Annotated in this window: 15 protein-coding genes and 1 pseudogene; 13 read left to right on the top strand and 3 right to left on the bottom strand. The window is 66.5% G+C overall.

Features of this window, described 5'->3' with window-relative positions; all coding sequences use genetic code 11:
- Nucleotides 1-169: 169 nt before the first annotated feature.
- Nucleotides 170-652, bottom strand: a complete 483-nt coding sequence (locus ASG92_RS18820) for a MarR family transcriptional regulator (protein ID WP_056631624.1) — start codon at nucleotides 650-652, stop codon at nucleotides 170-172.
- Between the two features lie 126 nt (nucleotides 653-778).
- On the opposite strand from ASG92_RS18820, the gene ASG92_RS18815 reads away from it, so the two are divergent.
- From ASG92_RS18815 to ASG92_RS18780, 8 genes are all read left to right on the top strand, one after another.
- The gene (locus tag ASG92_RS18815) at nucleotides 779-1,732 is read left to right on the top strand and encodes an SDR family NAD(P)-dependent oxidoreductase (protein WP_056631619.1); all 954 of its coding nucleotides are present in this window, start codon (nucleotides 779-781) and stop codon (nucleotides 1,730-1,732) included.
- A 2-nt stretch (nucleotides 1,733-1,734) separates the two neighbouring features.
- Nucleotides 1,735-2,628, top strand: coding sequence for an amidohydrolase family protein (locus tag ASG92_RS18810; RefSeq protein ID WP_056631616.1), 894 nt, complete (start codon nucleotides 1,735-1,737; stop codon nucleotides 2,626-2,628).
- Nucleotide 2,629: 1 nt separating this feature from the next.
- Complete coding sequence (locus ASG92_RS18805) at nucleotides 2,630-3,841, top strand: acyl-CoA dehydrogenase family protein (RefSeq protein ID WP_056631615.1); 1,212 nt, start codon at nucleotides 2,630-2,632, stop codon at nucleotides 3,839-3,841.
- Between the two features lie 116 nt (nucleotides 3,842-3,957).
- On the top strand, nucleotides 3,958-4,413 hold the full coding sequence (locus ASG92_RS18800; protein WP_056631614.1) for a MaoC family dehydratase: 456 nt from the start codon (nucleotides 3,958-3,960) through the stop codon (nucleotides 4,411-4,413).
- Between the two features lie 71 nt (nucleotides 4,414-4,484).
- Complete coding sequence (locus ASG92_RS18795) at nucleotides 4,485-5,813, top strand: MFS transporter (RefSeq protein WP_056631612.1); 1,329 nt, start codon at nucleotides 4,485-4,487, stop codon at nucleotides 5,811-5,813.
- Between the two features lie 42 nt (nucleotides 5,814-5,855).
- Nucleotides 5,856-7,448, top strand: coding sequence for a long-chain fatty acid--CoA ligase (locus ASG92_RS18790; RefSeq protein ID WP_056631610.1), 1,593 nt, complete (start codon nucleotides 5,856-5,858; stop codon nucleotides 7,446-7,448).
- A 186-nt stretch (nucleotides 7,449-7,634) separates the two neighbouring features.
- The gene (locus ASG92_RS18785) at nucleotides 7,635-8,912 is read left to right on the top strand and encodes an acyltransferase (protein ID WP_056632210.1); all 1,278 of its coding nucleotides are present in this window, start codon (nucleotides 7,635-7,637) and stop codon (nucleotides 8,910-8,912) included.
- Nucleotides 8,909-9,262, top strand: a complete 354-nt coding sequence (locus ASG92_RS18780; protein ID WP_056631607.1) for a GNAT family N-acetyltransferase — start codon at nucleotides 8,909-8,911, stop codon at nucleotides 9,260-9,262. Before ASG92_RS18785 ends, ASG92_RS18780 begins: the two co-directional genes overlap by 4 nt.
- 25 nt (nucleotides 9,263-9,287) lie before the next feature.
- Here ASG92_RS18780 and ASG92_RS18775 read toward each other — a convergent pair whose 3' ends face one another.
- Nucleotides 9,288-10,043 carry a GAF and ANTAR domain-containing protein gene (locus tag ASG92_RS18775; protein WP_056631598.1) on the bottom strand — a complete coding sequence of 252 codons (756 nt, stop codon included), beginning with the start codon at nucleotides 10,041-10,043 and terminating at the stop codon, nucleotides 9,288-9,290.
- A gap of 130 nt (nucleotides 10,044-10,173) precedes the next feature.
- Between ASG92_RS18775 and ASG92_RS18770 the strand changes: the two genes are divergently transcribed.
- Complete coding sequence (locus ASG92_RS18770; protein WP_157372274.1) at nucleotides 10,174-10,668, top strand: hypothetical protein; 495 nt, start codon at nucleotides 10,174-10,176, stop codon at nucleotides 10,666-10,668.
- Nucleotides 10,665-10,937: a hypothetical protein gene (locus ASG92_RS18765; RefSeq protein ID WP_056631591.1), complete on the top strand. Its 273-nt coding sequence runs from the start codon at nucleotides 10,665-10,667 to the stop codon at nucleotides 10,935-10,937. The genes ASG92_RS18770 and ASG92_RS18765 overlap by 4 nt, the downstream gene beginning before the upstream one ends.
- Before the next feature lie 131 nt (nucleotides 10,938-11,068).
- On the opposite strand, the gene ASG92_RS18760 is transcribed toward ASG92_RS18765, so the two are convergent.
- Nucleotides 11,069-11,497: a hypothetical protein gene (locus tag ASG92_RS18760; protein WP_056631589.1), complete on the bottom strand. Its 429-nt coding sequence runs from the start codon at nucleotides 11,495-11,497 to the stop codon at nucleotides 11,069-11,071.
- Between the two features lie 323 nt (nucleotides 11,498-11,820).
- Between ASG92_RS18760 and ASG92_RS18755 the strand changes: the two genes are divergently transcribed.
- From ASG92_RS18755 to ASG92_RS18745, 3 genes and pseudogenes are all read left to right on the top strand, one after another.
- Nucleotides 11,821-13,494, top strand: a complete 1,674-nt coding sequence (locus ASG92_RS18755; RefSeq protein ID WP_082579597.1) for an aspartate aminotransferase family protein — start codon at nucleotides 11,821-11,823, stop codon at nucleotides 13,492-13,494.
- Nucleotides 13,491-14,906, top strand: coding sequence for a lysine N(6)-hydroxylase/L-ornithine N(5)-oxygenase family protein (locus ASG92_RS18750; RefSeq protein ID WP_056631588.1), 1,416 nt, complete (start codon nucleotides 13,491-13,493; stop codon nucleotides 14,904-14,906). The genes ASG92_RS18755 and ASG92_RS18750 overlap by 4 nt, the downstream gene beginning before the upstream one ends.
- Nucleotides 14,903-15,418, top strand: a pseudogene (locus ASG92_RS18745) (GNAT family N-acetyltransferase); the annotation flags it as partial. The gene ASG92_RS18750 and the pseudogene ASG92_RS18745, both read left to right, overlap by 4 nt.
- Nucleotides 15,419-15,501 lie beyond the last annotated feature (83 nt).

Here is a 15,501-nt window from a genome sequence, read left to right as displayed (position 1 = left end):
CACGATCCCGGCCTTCCCGGCATCCGGTGCGCTCGCCCTGAGCGGCAGGAGTACCTCTGCGCGGCGGCCACGCAAGGCACGACGCCGTTGCCCGCCGTCGTCCTCTGCCTCCCGGCGGTGCTGGCCGGCTAGGATTCAGCGCAAGCCTGCCCCGGAATGCGGGCGCTGCTCACGCGCCCGACGCACCCCACAATGCTTTTCGCAGTAGCGCCTTCAGCTGCGCCGCCTCTTCGCCCGAGAGCCCGTCCAGCACGTCAGTCTCGGCCCGGCCGGCGGCCTCGGCGGCCTGAGCCAGGACGCGGCTCCCTTTCCCCGTGGCGGTGACGATCTTGGCACGCCTGTCCTGTTTGCCGGCGGCCCGCACCACCAGTCCGCGCTTTTCGAGTTCGTCCACGAGTGCCACGATCTGGCTGGGGTCCAGGCTAAGGAAGTCCGCCATTTCGCGCTGCGTCGGCTCCAGCCCGCTGTTGGCGAGGATCAGCACCGAGTACGAGCGCTCCTTGAGGTCAAACTCGGACAGTGCGCGGTTGTTCAGGACCGATCCGGCGGCATGCAGCTTTGCCAGAAGAAAACCCAGATCCTGGCTGATCGACGCGGCGACGAGCTTGTGGGCCTGTTCGGTTCGCGGCTCGCCTTGTGTCTCGATCGTCATGCCCAACTCCAATAATCCTCAAAACAAATCGTTGACATTTTCAACTATCCATATTTTCATGGATACAGAACAGCATCCCATGCCGCAGGGCAGTATGCACAAGGTCAGCTAGCAAAAGGAGCAGCGATGAGCCTGTCAGGCAAAGTAGCAATCGTCACGGGTAGCGGTCGGGGCCTGGGCCTGTCCTACGCCCGGGAACTGGCACGGCAGGGTGCCGCCGTCGTCATCAACGACGTCGACGCGACGGTCGCCGAAGAGGCAGTGGCGCTGATCCAGGCCGACGGCGGGAAGGCAGCCGCCGTCGTCGCTCCCGTCGGAAGCACGGAGGTTGCCGAGCAGCTGGTGCAGGCGGCGGTCGAAGCCTTCGGCCGCCTGGACATCCTGGTCGCCAACGCCGGCATCCTGCGGGACAAGAGCCTGCTCAAAATGACCGATGAGGACTTCGATCTCGTCATCAACGTCCACCTCCGCGGCACGTTCACGTGCGTCCGGGAAGCGTTCGCCTACTTCAAGGAGAACGGCATCGCCGGCAGGATCATCACCATCGGCTCGCCCACCGGGCAGCGCGGAAACTTCGGCCAGACCAACTACGCCGCCGCCAAGGCCGGCATCGTGGGCATGGTCCGCACCTGGGCGCTGGAAATGAAGAAGGCCGGCGTGACCGCCAACGCCGTCATCCCGGTGGCCGCCACGGCCATGACCAAGACCGTCCCCTACTTCCGGAAGGCGGTGGAGGCCGATGAGCGCGGCGAGGCCATGCCGGCTTTCTTCCGCCACGAGCTGGGTTTCGGAACGGCCGACGACGTCGCCGGACTGGTCGCGTTCCTCGCCTCCGATGAGGCGGCCGGCATCACCGGCCAGGCCATCGGTGCGGGCGGTGACCGGCTGCAGCTCTGGACCCACCCCGAGGCCGCGGCCACCGAATACCGCGAGGGCGGCTGGCGCTACCAGGATCTCGTGGAGAACTTCGGCCCGCTCTTCGGTAACAAGCTGCAGTCAGTCGGCGAGGAATTCCTCCCGCTGCCCGAGGAACTGCAGCCGGAGGCGCAGCCTGCCGCAGCGACCGCGAAGGTCCGCTAGCCATGGCTGCCACCCGCTACGAGCCCGGCATCGACGCCTCGAAGCTCGACGCGATCGACATGCACGTCCACCTCGAAGTGGACGGCCACGGCCATGAATCACTGCCGCCGGCCCTGACCGAGGCCTCGGCGAAGTACTTCAAATCCGAGGACCGCACGCCGTCGCTGGACCGGATCGCGGAGGTCTACCGCGAACTGAACATGGCCGCCGTCGTGTTCACCGTGGATGCACGCACCCAGCTCAAGCACGAGCCCAACAGCATTGAAGGCCTGATCGCCGGGGCCGCCAGGAACAACGACGTGCTGATCCCCTTCGGCAGCGTGGATCCGCGCACCGGCGCCGAGGCCATCCAGGGCGCCAAGCGCCAGGCCATCGACCTGGGCGCCCGCGGTTTCAAGTTCCATCCCAGCCTGCAGGGCTTCGACCCCTCGAACGAACAGTTCTATCCGCTGTGGGAGACCCTGCAGGGACTGGGCCTGCCGGCCATCTTCCACACCGGACAGAACGGCATGGGCGCCGGTCTTCCCGGCGGGTACGGCATCAAGCTGGCCTACTCCAACCCGCTGCTGCTCGATGCCGTGGCCGCGGACTTCCCCGGCCTGCAGATCATCATGGCGCACCCTTCCGTGCCGTGGCAGGACGAGGCCAACTCCATCGCCACGCACAAGGCCAACGTTTTCATCGACCTCTCCGGCTGGTCTCCCAAGTACTTCCCGGAGTCACTGGTCAGGATGTCCAACTCCGTGCTGCAGGACAAGGTCCTGTTCGGCACCGACTTCCCGCTCATCACGCCGCAGAAATGGCTGGGCGCGTTCGCGGACCTGCCGCTGAAGGACGAGGTCCGGCCAAAGATCCTCAAGCACAACGCCGTGCGCCTGCTCGGACTGGACGGCTGACATGGGCGCCGCCACAGCTGAGCAAACCAGGCTCTACGGCGTCTGCGACTACTACGACGCCGAGTCCCTCCTCACGGAGGACGAACGCCGCGTGCTGGGACGGCTGCGGAGCTTCCTGGACCGCGAAGCCCGGCCGCTGCTGGCCGAGTACTGGGAGCGGGGCGAGTTTCCGCAGCAGCTCGCCCAGCCGCTGGCTGACCTGGACCTCATGGAACCTGCCGGGCTCAGTGGCCCGGGTGCGGATGGGAGCTCAGCCCGGGGCATCTACCAGGGCTTCCGGATTTTCGAACTGGCCCGCACGGATGCCTCGCTGGCCACTTGGTACACCGCGCAGGCCGGGCTGTTCCGCACAGCCATCCGCGTGGGCGCCTCGGCCGAGCAGCAGGCCGACTGGATGCCGAAGGTCATCGACTTCTCGCTCAAGGGCGTCTTCTCGCTCACCGAACCTGACTCCGGCTCGGACATCGCCGGCGGGCTGTCCACGACAGCCCGCCGGGAAGGCAACACCTGGGTCCTGGACGGCGCCAAGCGCTGGATCGGGGGAGCCGCCACGGCGGACGTCCTGGCGGTGTTCGCCCGCGACGTAGCAGACGGGCAGGTCAAGGCCTTCCTTGTGGACCGGCAGGCGGACGGCGTCACGCTGGAGAAGATCCACGGCAAGACAGCACTGAGGATGATGCAGAACGCCCACATCACCCTCGACGGCGTCCGCGTCCCGGAATCCATGCGGCTGCACAACGTGAACTCCTTCAGGGACGTGGCCGCAATGCTCCGTGCCATGCGTTCCGACGTCGCCTGGATCGCCACCGGCATCCAGGCCGGCGCGTTCGAAGCCGCCCTCCGCTACGTGACGGAACGCCGGCAGTTCGGCCGCCCGCTGGGATCCTTCCAGCTGGTCCAGGAAAAACTGGCCCGGATGCTCGGCAACGTCACGGCCTCCCTGTCCCTGGTGGTCCGGCTGACCGAACAGCAAGCCAAAGGCATCTACCGCGACCAGGACTCGGCCCTGGCCAAGATGCAGACATCGCTGCTGATGCGCGAAACCGTGGCCCTGGCCCGCGAAGCGGTGGGCGGCAACGGCATCACGCTCGAATCCGACGTCGCGCGGTTCCACGCCGACGCCGAGGCCGTCTACTCCTACGAAGGCACCCACGAAATCAATGCGCTCATCGTGGGCCGCGCCCTCACCGGCGAAAGCGCCTTCACCCGCTGACGCCGCACACACTGAAGCGCACTAACTGAACCGAACGAACACCCGGACCCGACGGCGGCAGCACCGCACCGCCGTCGTAGTTCAGCAACTCCAAAAACCCAGCCCAGGAGGCAAAGATGCCCAATCTCGTCGTCGACTTCGACAAACTGCTCACGCTCGCCGGAACCTACCTCGGCGTGACCGAATACCGCGAGATCACCCAGGAACAGATCAACAAATTCGCCGACGCCACCGGCGACGACCAGTGGATCCACGTGGACCCGGAGCGCGCCAAAGACGGGCCGTTCGGCGCCCCCATCGCGCACGGCTTCCTCACGCTCTCGCTCATCATCCCGTTCTGGGGGGAACTGTTCGACGTCGACGGCGTCACCACCAAAGTTAACTACGGCCTGGACAAGGTCCGCTTCACGTCACCGGTGAAGGTGGGCTCGCGGATCCGCATGCAGGCCACCATCGCGGAAGTCACCGAGGTCAAGGGCGGCGCCCAGATCAAGGTGTCCAACACCATCCAGATCGAAGGGCAGGAGCGCCCCGCCGTCGTGGCAGAGTTCCTCGCCCGCTTCTACAAGTAGTCCGTTTCCAAAGGTCTACAGCTTCTACAGGTAACCAACCCCTTTTTGTCCCTCTGTCCTAAGGAACAGCCATGTCCGGACTCACTCAGCTCCAAGCCATGGGTACTGCCGAACGCCGCAAGGAAGCGCACACGGTCATCGCCTCCAGCTATCTGGGCAGCACCATCGAGTACTACGACTTCCTCCTCTACGCCACCGCCGCCGCTGTGGTCTTCCCCAAGGTCTTCTTCTCCGGAATGGACGACTGGGTAGGCGTGGTGGCCGCCTACGGCACCTTCGCCGCCGGCTACGTGGCACGCCCGCTCGGCGGCGTCATCTTTGGCCACTTCGGTGACAAGATGGGCCGCAAGGGAATGCTCATCGTGTCCATGCTGGTCATGGGCGTCGCTTCCACCCTGATCGGCCTGGTCCCGGGCGCCTCCGTGGCGGGCCCCTGGGGCGCCGTGATGCTGGTGATCCTCCGCGTCTTCCAGGGCATCGCCGTCGGCGGCGAATGGGGCGGTGCCGCCCTGATGGCGCTGGAACACTCGGAGTCGGGTCGGCGCGGTTTTGCGGCGTCGTTCGTGAACGCCGGTGCCCCGACGGGCGCCGTGCTGGGCACGTTCATCATGGGCGCGTTCTCGTCACTGCCGAACGACCAGTTCCTCGCCTGGGGCTGGCGCGTGCCGTTCCTGCTGTCCTTCGTGCTGCTGGGCGTGGGCATGTTTGTCCGCCTGAAGGTCTCCGAGAGCCCCATCTTCAAGGCGGCGCTGGAGCAGGAGACGCGGGAGCAGGAGAAGCGGGAAATTCCCCTCCTCCAGGTGCTCCGCCGCCCCAAGACGCTGATCTTCACCATGCTGGCCGGTGCTGCCGGGTTCGCCCTGCAGGTTGTGCTTGCAACGTTCGCGGTGACCTTCGCCGTCTCCAAGGGCGCCGACCGCCAGGGCGTGCTCTACGCCTACGCCGCGGCCTCCCTGGTCTCGATCGTCTTTGTGGTCCTGGGCGGCAGACTCTCGGACAAGCTGGGCCGGCGGCCGGTGATGGTCGGCGGACTCGTGGTGTTCATCGCCTACCTCATGCCGATGTTCCAGCTGCTGTCCTCCAACAACATCATGCTGATCTTCGTGGCGTTCGCCGTGGGCCTGATGATCCACTCCACGCTGTTCGGGCCGCTGGCGGCCTTCGTGTCCGAGCAGTTCGGCACCACCTCCCGCTACACGGGAGCCTCGCTGGGCTACCAGCTGGCAACGCTGCTCGGTGCAGGATTTACGCCCGGCATCGTGGCGCAGATCTTCAAGGATTCCGGCCAGAACACCGGTTCCGTGGTCTGGTACCTGGCCATCATGTCGGTGGTCTCGATCGTCTTCATCCTGCTGACCCGGGAACCCAAGAACAACGATCTCCAGACTGTCCAGGCCTGATTCGGCCGCCAGAGACTACCGTCTAATTAGAAAGGATTTGCCGTGGAAAATTTTGGCATCGGCTCGTGGCTGCAACGGCGCCGCCCGAAGTCGGGCAACAAGGCAGCACTCATCGCCGGAGGCCGGGAGGTCAGCTACGAGCAGTTGGCGGAACGCTCCGCCCGGCTCGCCAACGCCTTCCGGGACCGCGGCGTGGGCCGCGGGGACCGGGTGGCCTACCTGGGGGAGAACGATCCGTCCTTCCTGGAAACGCTGTTTGCCTGCGGTCTGGCGGGGGCCGTCTTCGTCCCGCTTAACACGCGGCTGGCGCCCCCGGAAATCCAGTACCAGCTCCGGGACTGCGGTGCAGTCCTGCTGGTGCACGCAGACAGCCTTTCGGACCTGGCGGTCCGCGGCGGTGCGGGGACCGCGGTGCGTCGGCGGATCGTCGTCGACGACCTCCGCGCAGGAGGCAATCACGACGCCGGCGCTAACGCCCGCGGCGGCGGCGCCTCTCCTGCCGCGGCGGAATCGCCGGCGGCGGAAGGCTACGAAGACGCTGTGGCGTCCGGCGCGGACGTGGCCCCGGACGAGCCCGTAGGCCTGGACGACGGTGCCATGATCCTCTATACCTCGGGAACCACCGGGCATCCCAAGGGCGCCCTGCTGACCCACGGAAACATCACCTGGAACTGCATCAACGTCATCGTGGATTTCGACTTCGCTTCTACGGACGTGGCCCTGATGATTTCGCCGATGTTCCACGTGGCTTCATTGAACATGGGGGTGCTCCCGACCCTCCTCAAGGGCGGGACCGTCGTCCTGGAGCCCAAGTTCGATGCGTCGCGGACCCTGCAGCTCATTGAGCAGCACAGCGTCACCACCATCAGCGGCGTTCCAACCACCTACCAGCTGCTCTGCGAACACCCGGACTGGGCGACGGCGGACATCAGTTCGCTGAACAAGCTGACTTGCGGCGGCTCGGCAGTTCCCACGCGGGTGCTGGAGGCATACGAGGCTCGGGGCCTCAGATTTTCCAACGGCTACGGCATGACGGAGACGGCCCCGGGAGCCACAACGCTCCCCGCCTCACGATCACGGGACAAGGCGGGCTCGTCCGGGCTGCCGCACTTCTTCACGGACGTCCGGATCGCGGACCCTCTCGGCGATCCGTCGCCCGTCGGAACCGTGGGAGAAATCCAGGTCAAGGGCCCGAATGTCATCCACGGGTACTGGGGCCGCCCCGATGAATCCGCGGCCTCGTATGCCGACGGCGGCTGGTTCAGGTCCGGCGACATGGGCTACAAGGACCCGGACGGCTTTGTCTTCGTGTCGGACCGGCTCAAGGACATGATCATCTCCGGCGGGGAGAACATCTACCCGGCGGAAGTGGAGCAGGCCATCATCGAACTCGAGGCCGTCGGCAGCGTCGCTGTCATCGGGGTGCCTGACGAGAAGTGGGGAGAAGTGCCCCGGGCCGTCCTGGTCCTGCGCGAAGGTGCGCAGCTCAGCGAGGACCAACTCAGGGCGTACCTGGACGGGAAGCTCGCCCGGTACAAGATCCCCAAATCCGTCGTCTTCATCAATGAAATGCCCAGGACCGCCAGTGGCAAGATCCGGAAAGCGGAACTGCGCCAGAAGTCCGGCCAGCCCTGACGCCGGCTGCCGGCGATTCGCCCGCCGGCCTGCTGGCCCTCGCCGCCGTCCCGGCGGACAATGGACCCTACAAAACAACGGACCCTGGAAAAATGGTTCGCCGGTTCAGCGTCGGGGAGGGGCGCCATGGATGGTGCAGCGCAGCGGGCAAGATCCGGCGTGGGCACGGATTCCTCCGGCTTGGGCATGGCATCACCGCCCCGCGACCTGGCCATAGACCTTGCCCGGTTCTTCTGCCTGGCCCTGGTAGTGATCAGCCACTGCATGATGACCAGCCCGGTGCTGCATCCCGACGGAACGGTGACCACCGAAAACACCCTCGCCGAGCAGGACTGGTTCGAGCCCGTCATCTGGATTTTCATGGTGATGCCGCTGTTCTTCGTGGCAGGCGGCATTACCGGCGTGCAGTCCTGGCGCAGGCTGCGGGACCGTGGAGGCAGCGGCTACGGGTTCGCCCAGTCGCGGCTGCTGCGCCTCATCCGCCCGGCGGCTGCACTGCTGGCCGTGATGTTCGTGGGCCTGTGGGGCGCCCTGCTAATGGGCGTGGACCCCCAGGTGGTGCAGCTCCTGGCCAGCGGGGCCGGCATGCCGCTGTGGTTCCTGGCCACCTACCTCGCAGCCCAGCTGAATATCCCGCTCCTGGAGCGGCTCCACCGGCGGGCGCCCTGGCTGACACTGGCAGGGCTTGCGGCTCTGGTGGTGGCGGTCGACTGTTTCCGCGGCGCCATGCCGCTCATCGCCTACGTCAACATGATCTTCCTGTGGTGTGCCGTGCAGCAGCTCGGCTTTTTCATGGCGGACGGCCACCTCGCCCGGCTTCGTGCCTCGCAGCTGGTGGGTCTGGTCGCCGCAAGTAACCTGCTGCTGGGCGTCCTTACCGGGCTGGGCCTGTACCGGGACAACATGCTGGTAAACCTGAACCCGCCGAATTTCTGCCTCTTCCTGCTGGGCGTCTCGCAGGCCGCGACGCTACAGCTCTCGGGGCCCGCGCTGGACAGGATCGGCTCCGTTCGCTGGGTCCGGGCCGTGGTGGCGCTCGCGGGCCGCCGGTCGATGACGGTTTACCTCTGGCACCTGCCGCTGTTGGGCGCGATGGCCGGGCTGCTCCTGCTCACGGACTTCCCCAAGCCCGCCTCCGGAACTGCCGAATGGTGGTGGTCCCGTCCGCTGGTGCTGCTGGGCGTTGTTCTCCTGCTGCTCCCCGCCATTGCCCTGTTCGGGCGGTTGGAGGAACGGCCGACGGCGTCTGTCCACTCACGCGGCCGGCCCCGTGCCGCCGTGGTGACGGCCGCCGTCGTCGTCTTTGTTCCGGTGGCGGACGCAGCGTTCAACGGACTGACGCTGGGGCTCCTGGGCGGCGGATCGGCCTGCTTTACGCTCGCTGCCCTGTTGCTGGGACGCGTTCCGGCCCTCGCGCCGGAGCCATTGCCAGCACGGGCATTAAGTGCCAATGTCGAACCATGACGGAGAACACGGTATCCACCGAGGACCAATTCACCCCGGATGTCACCACCTTCCGGAACGATGCGCTCCACCGCTACGAGCTGCACGTGGGCGGGAAGCTGGCGGTGCATATCCGGTTCATGGACAAACCGGGACACGTTGACTTCATCCATACCGAAACGGCCGAGGAGTTTGCGGGGCAGGGCCTCGCCAATGTCCTCGTGCACTTCGCCTTGGACGACGTCGTGGCCGCCGGGAAGCGCATCATCCCGCACTGCCCCTTCACCGCACGCTACCTGCGCAAGCACGAGATCTACACGCAGTGCATTGACTGGCCTGAGGAGGCTGCGCCCAAGCTCATGGGCACGTGATGCTGCGGAGCGTGCTGGTTCGGAGCTAGGAGTCGAAGTGCGTGGCCACCGGCGCACCGTCTAATGAGCTCACCAGTCCGGCGGCCACATCCCGGAGCTTCATGTTGCGCCCGCTGGAGGCCCTGGTCAGGATGGCCATTGCTTCGTTCTGGGAGCATCGGTTCTGTCCCATGATGATCCCCGCGGCGAGGTCGATGGTGGTCCTCGATTCCATTGCCGCGCGGAGGTCATCGGCCAGCTGCTGACGGACGCCGATGCGGACCGCAAGGCGCAGGGCCCTCTGCGCCTGGGAAGCAAAAAGCTCCGCCGACGTTATGGTGGCCGGATCGAACGCATCAGGCACGCTGGCGAAGATGTTGAGCGCGGCCGTGGCGCCCTCGTCCAGGGCCAGCGGAACACCAAGGACACTTAGTTGCCCCAGGGCTGCCATCGCCTGGCAGTAGTCCGGCCATAGCGGATCCGCGCGCGTATCCCGCACCAGCACCGTGGTCTGGGTTTCCATGGCGTGGAGGCACGGCCCCTCGCCGAACCCGTGCTGGATTTCGTCGAACCTGCGCGCGTCCGGGCTGCTCCAGGCTGCCGTGTTCAGGCGCCGGTGCCGGTGCAGCGTCACGGCACAGACAACCTCCCTGCCCATGGAGGCGGAGAAGGATTTGGCTGAAAACTCGCACAGCTCGGACAGGAAGCTGCTGACGTCGTTGCTGTCGATCACCAGATCCTGCAACTGCCCCGCCGCAGCGGCGAATCCGTGGTCCGATGTCTCCAGTGCAGTATCGTCCATGTTTTCCAGTCTAGGTCTGCCCGCTCGATAAGGAGCCGCGCCGGGTCCGGACTTGTGACCCCCGCGACAATTACATACGATTCAGGCTGGCTATGCAGTTGGCTGACGGACTCTCTCGTTGGGGAATTCTTTGAATCACAAACTGCGTGTGCTGGTATGGGTGGAACTGGATCCCGGGCATGTCACCCTGGAAGTCAGCGGGTGCCTGACCCCGGCGAACTTCCCCGTACTTCTTCACCTGCTGCTGCGCGCGCAGAAGCTCTCTACCTGCCCCAGGATCACGCTGGATTTCCGCGAGGCCTCGCACCTTGACGAGTCAGTGCTGTCCTACCTGCAGCAGGTGGCTTTGCCGGAGGATCATGCCCTCGGAGAGCACGTGGAAGTGCACCACGAACTCGGGGTTGCGGCCGCCTCCGCCCTCGAGGATGCAGACGACTTTCGGCTGACACTCCTGGAGCCGGACGAACTTCCGGTCTGCCCCATTCACTGCGGCGAAACCGATCACGGCGGCGAAGCCGACACAGAATCAGCGCTGGCCGGCGTACCGCTTGCCGGCAACATCAGTCCTCAGTCCTTTCCCGGCGGGACGCTTGCCGGGCTGGTTGAAGCGGGGAGCGCCCGATGAACGAGGAAGATCTGTCCCGGTACTTCGACGAGACCGTGGACCCGGCCGAAACCGTGGCGGCGCTGCCCGAACCGGCGCTGGTAGAACTCGCAGACGCGCTGTACCGGCACCTGGATACGCCCAGCCCGACCTTCGGTGCCCACTCCTGGTACGTCCAGGTCGCGGACGAGCTCCGGATGCGTCGGTTGACCGGCAGCGCGGACACCCCGGCGGCCTCGGATGACCGGGGCCCGGGAGGACCTGCAGGGCGCGAAGTCCCGGCCGGTTAGCTGCAGCGCGAACGAACACTTGTGGCCCAGGAAATGCACGGTTGGGGGGCCACAAGTGTTCGTTCGCGCTGTGACTTTGGGCGGCCGCAGGGGTCGACTTACGGAGGGTTCACTTACGACGGCGGGGGCTGCTATTCGCGGTTCCGGCGCCATTGCGCTGCGTGCCAGAAGAGGAGGCCCAGCAGGCCGAGGAGTCCGGCGAACATGACGTGCGGGGCGAAGCTGATCAAGATGTAGCTCAGGGGCATGGACGGACCTGTCGGGCCCGAATTGACGGTTTCCTGGGCAATCGTGAACGCCCCGAACGAGGCGGCGATCAGCCCCGAAACGACGACCCATAGGGCCGCGATGAACGGGTTGATCATGAGGCGGCCCGGCTGTGAATCCGCCGCGTCCAATTGGGCCACGCCAAAACCAGTGCCGGCAAAGTTAGCTGCTCCCGCCTGCGCTCCGCCGCTTAGCCCGGTGCCGGCCGGGACCGGTATACGCCCGTAGCCGGTGGGCCGCCCCTCGGAATCCATTTCCCTGAAATTGATCGGATCATGCTCAGTGCCGGACACGTCCCCCCGCTTCCTGCCGCCTCTAAGGCCGCGTGCTAGGAACTCTACTCCGCATGACTTTCCGGCGCCCGGCTTGCGGCGATACCCGTGTCCCAAGCCCCCGGGAACACGCTCGCCCTCCCGGCAGGGGGCATTCTCGGGTAATTCACCCCGCGAAGGAAAGTCAATGACCCCGGATATCGGCGCAAAGCCGCCACTTTTCGGGGATTTCTTGAATTACATCACTGAAGTTTGACTAAAAGGGTGTCCTAAGTAAGGCTTGCCTTGCTTAGTAGCGGTCGCCGCAACTGAGCGGACCCGATCCCGAAAAAAGGATGACTGCCATGACCCTGCTGCCCGATGTGGACGAAACACGCGTGGACCAAGAAACCGATACCGGATATCCCGCAGGAGAGGCAACGGCCGGTTCCCGTCTTCGCGGCAACATTTCGCCGGACGTCGACTTCGGGGCCGGGGTGGAGCTGGCCCTCGCCGCCAGCAACCACCTCTTCAACGCCCGCAACGCGCCGCGGTACGTGGCGCAGGTGCTGCAGGGAGTCAACGCCGTGGCCACCAAAATTGAGCGGACCTCTCAGCCGTTCACCGGCGTCGGCCCTGCCGAGATGAAGAGCCGCGTGGACGCCGTCGACCTGGACCTGCCCCTGCCCGACACGGCGGCCGCCCTCGACGAGCTGCAGGAGACGTATCTGCGCGACGCCGTCTATTTCCACGATGCCAAGTACGCCGCGCACCTGAACTGCCCGGTGGTCATTCCGGCGCTCGTGGGGGAGGCCGTCCTGTCCGCCGTGAACTCGTCCATGGACACATGGGACCAGAGCGCGGGCGCCACGATGATCGAGCGGCGCCTCATCGACTGGACGGCGGGCCGCCTGCAGCTGGGAAGCGGGGCGGACGGCGTGTTCACCTCCGGCGGCAGCCAGTCCAACTTCCAGGCGCTGCTGATCGCGCGGAACCACGCCGTGGCGGAGCTGCGGCTCGATCCGGCGAACGCCGGGCTCCGGCTCCCGGCACTGCTGGAAAAGCTGCGGATCTTCACGTCGGCGGACAGCCACTTCAGCATCCGGAAGTCGGCGTCCATGCTCGGGCTGGGCTTCGACGCCGTCGTCTCCGTCGGCTGCGCCGCCGACCACCGGATGGATCCTTCCGAACTGGCCGGGGCCATCGCGGCAGCGCGCAGCGCCGGCCTGGTGCCGATGGCGGTTGTGGCCACGGCGGGGACCACCGACTTCGGTGCCGTGGACCCGCTCGCCGAGCTCGCCGCCCTGGCCCGCGGCTACGGTGCCTGGTTCCACGTGGATGCCGCATATGGCGGCGGGCTCATGGTGTCCAACAGGTACCGGCACCTCCTGGACGGAATCCGGCTGGCCGACTCCGTCACCGTTGACTTCCACAAGACGTTCTTCCAGCCGGTCAGCTCCAGCGCCCTCCTGGTCCGGGACGGCGCCATGCTCCGGCACGTGACGTATTACGCCGACTACCTGAACCCGGAAGCCGCCGCAAGGGCCGAGATCCCCAACCAGGTGGACAAGAGCATCCAGACCACGCGCCGGTTCGACGCCCTCAAGCTTTGGCTCACGCTCCGCATCATGGGGGCGGATGCCATCGGTGCGCTCCTCGACGAGGCGATCGACCTCGCCGCCCGCGTGGGAACGGTGCTCTCGGCGGATGCCGACTTCGAACTGGCGGCCGAGCCGCAACTGAGCACCCTGGTCTTCCGCTACCGGCCGGTGCTCGCGGACGGGACGCGGCTGTCCGAGGACCTCGCGGACAGCCTGAACCCGGCCATCCGCGCCGCGGTCTTTGCCTCGGGCCAAGCGGTGGTGGCCGGGACCAAGGTCGCGGGCCGGCACTTCCTGAAGTTCACGCTGCTCAACGCCGAGGCCACGCTGGAGGACATCCGGGAGATCATCGAGCTCGTCCGGCGGGCAGGGGAGAGCCTGACCGGCACGGCGCCTGCGGGCGAATCCGCCGCTGCAGCCCGGGAGGCACGCGCATGAGCACGTCGGCATTGAGCTCCCCTTCATTGAGCCCCTCCGGCGCAGGCCGCATTTACGACTTCGCCGGAATCGGCGTCGGGCCCTTCAACCTGGGACTGGCCGCCTTGAGCGAACCGGTCGACGGCCTGGACGGCGTGTTCCTGGAGCGCCGGGAGTCCTTCGACTGGCACCCCGGCATGATGCTCGAGCCGGCCCACCTGCAGGTCCCCTTCCTGGCCGACCTGGTGACGCTGGCGGATCCGGCGTCACCCTACTCCTTCCTGAACTTCCTCAAACAGACCGGGAGGCTCTACCGCTTCTACATCCGGGAAAATTTCTACCCGCTGCGGGCGGAGTACAACCAGTACTGCCAGTGGGTGGCGGGCCAGCTGGACTCGGTCCGGTTCGGCACGGAGGTCACGGAGGTCACTTACGACGACGGCGTGTACCGGATTGCGGTGAACGGCCTGGACGGGCGGGAGGTGCTTCGCGCGCGGAGGCTTGTGCTCGGCACCGGCACGTCGCCCTACATTCCCGGCGCCTGTGCCGGGATAGCCAAGGCCGGCGGTCTTGTCCTCCACAATGCCGACTACCTGGCGAGGAAGAGTGAGCTCCAGCAACGGCGCAGCATCACTATCGTGGGCAGCGGCCAGAGCGCGGCCGAGATCTACTACGAGCTGCTGCAGGACATCGACGTCCACGGGTACCAGCTCAACTGGGTCACCCGGTCCGGCCGCTTCTTCCCGCTGGAATACACCAAACTCACCCTGGAGATGACGTCTCCCGACTACGTGGACTACTTCCACTCCCTGCCGCAGGAACAGCGGGACGGGCTGGTCCGGAGCCAGAAGAACCTCTACAAGGGCATCAACTCCGAGCTCATAGACGCCATCTACGATCTCCTCTACACCAAGAGCCTTTCCGGCATGGTGGACACCCGGTTGCTGACGCACTCGGCGCTCACCGGAGCTTCGTGGGACGCGTCCACGGATTCGCACCGGCTGGAGCTGCGGCACGGGGAGCAGGGCGTCGGCTACGGGCTCGACACCGAGGCGGTGGTGCTGGCCACCGGGTACGCCTACCGTGAGCCGGCGTTCCTCGCCGGCGTGCAGGGCCGAATTTCGCGCGACAGCAGCGGCAGGTTTGCGGTGCAGCGGAACTACAGCACCGGCGTCGAACCCGGCGAAATCTTTGTCCAGAACGCCGAACTCCACACCCACGGCTTCGTCACGCCGGACCTTGGCATGGCGGCCTACCGGAACTCCTGCATCCTGCGGGAAATCACGGGACGCGAGGTTTACCCGGTGGAGCGGAGCATCGCCTTCCAGGAATTCGGCGCGCCGGGCACCGCCGGGCCGGAAGGCGTGAGGCCGGCTGAGCCGGAGACACCGCAGGCAGGCGGCGTGCAGGCCCACGCCGAGGTGCCGGCATGAGCTTCACGTTCCGCTGCCTCGATGCGGCGGCCGACGCGCCACTCATCCACGGCTGGGTGACCCGGCCCTATGCCTCCTTCTGGGGAATGCTCTCCGCGACGGTCGAGGACGTCGCGGAGGAATACTCCAAAATCCAGTCCAGCGGGCATCACCACGCGCTGCTCGGGCTCGACGACGGCGTCCCCGCCTTCCTGATGGAGGAATACCTGCCGGCGCACTCGCCCCTGGACCAGGCCTATGCCGTGCAGCCCGGGGACATCGGAATGCACCTGCTCGTGGCGCCTCCGGAAAAGCCGCGGCACGGCTTCACCGCCGATGTCATGGAGGCGGTCCTGGAGCGCCTCTTCCTGAAGCCCGGCGTGGACCGTGTGGTGGTGGAGCCCGATGCGCGTAACGCCAGGATCCAGGCGCTGAATTCACGGCTCGGATTCAGGCCTGCGGGAGTAGTGACCCTGCCGGACAAGCAGGCGCTGCTCAGCTTCTGCACCCAGGGCGACTTCCAATCCGCACGGACTGCCCGCCGCGGCCCTTCCCTCCACAGGCCGACCAGCCACGGGCCGAACTCACACCAGCCGGGCACTTGTGACTCCACCAC

It is taken from the genome of Arthrobacter sp. Soil736 (assembly GCF_001428005.1).
Lineage (GTDB): Bacteria > Actinomycetota > Actinomycetes > Actinomycetales > Micrococcaceae > Arthrobacter.
The sequence above is the reverse complement of the archived record's forward strand: the minus strand, read 5'-3'. Positions and strand labels throughout refer to the sequence as shown.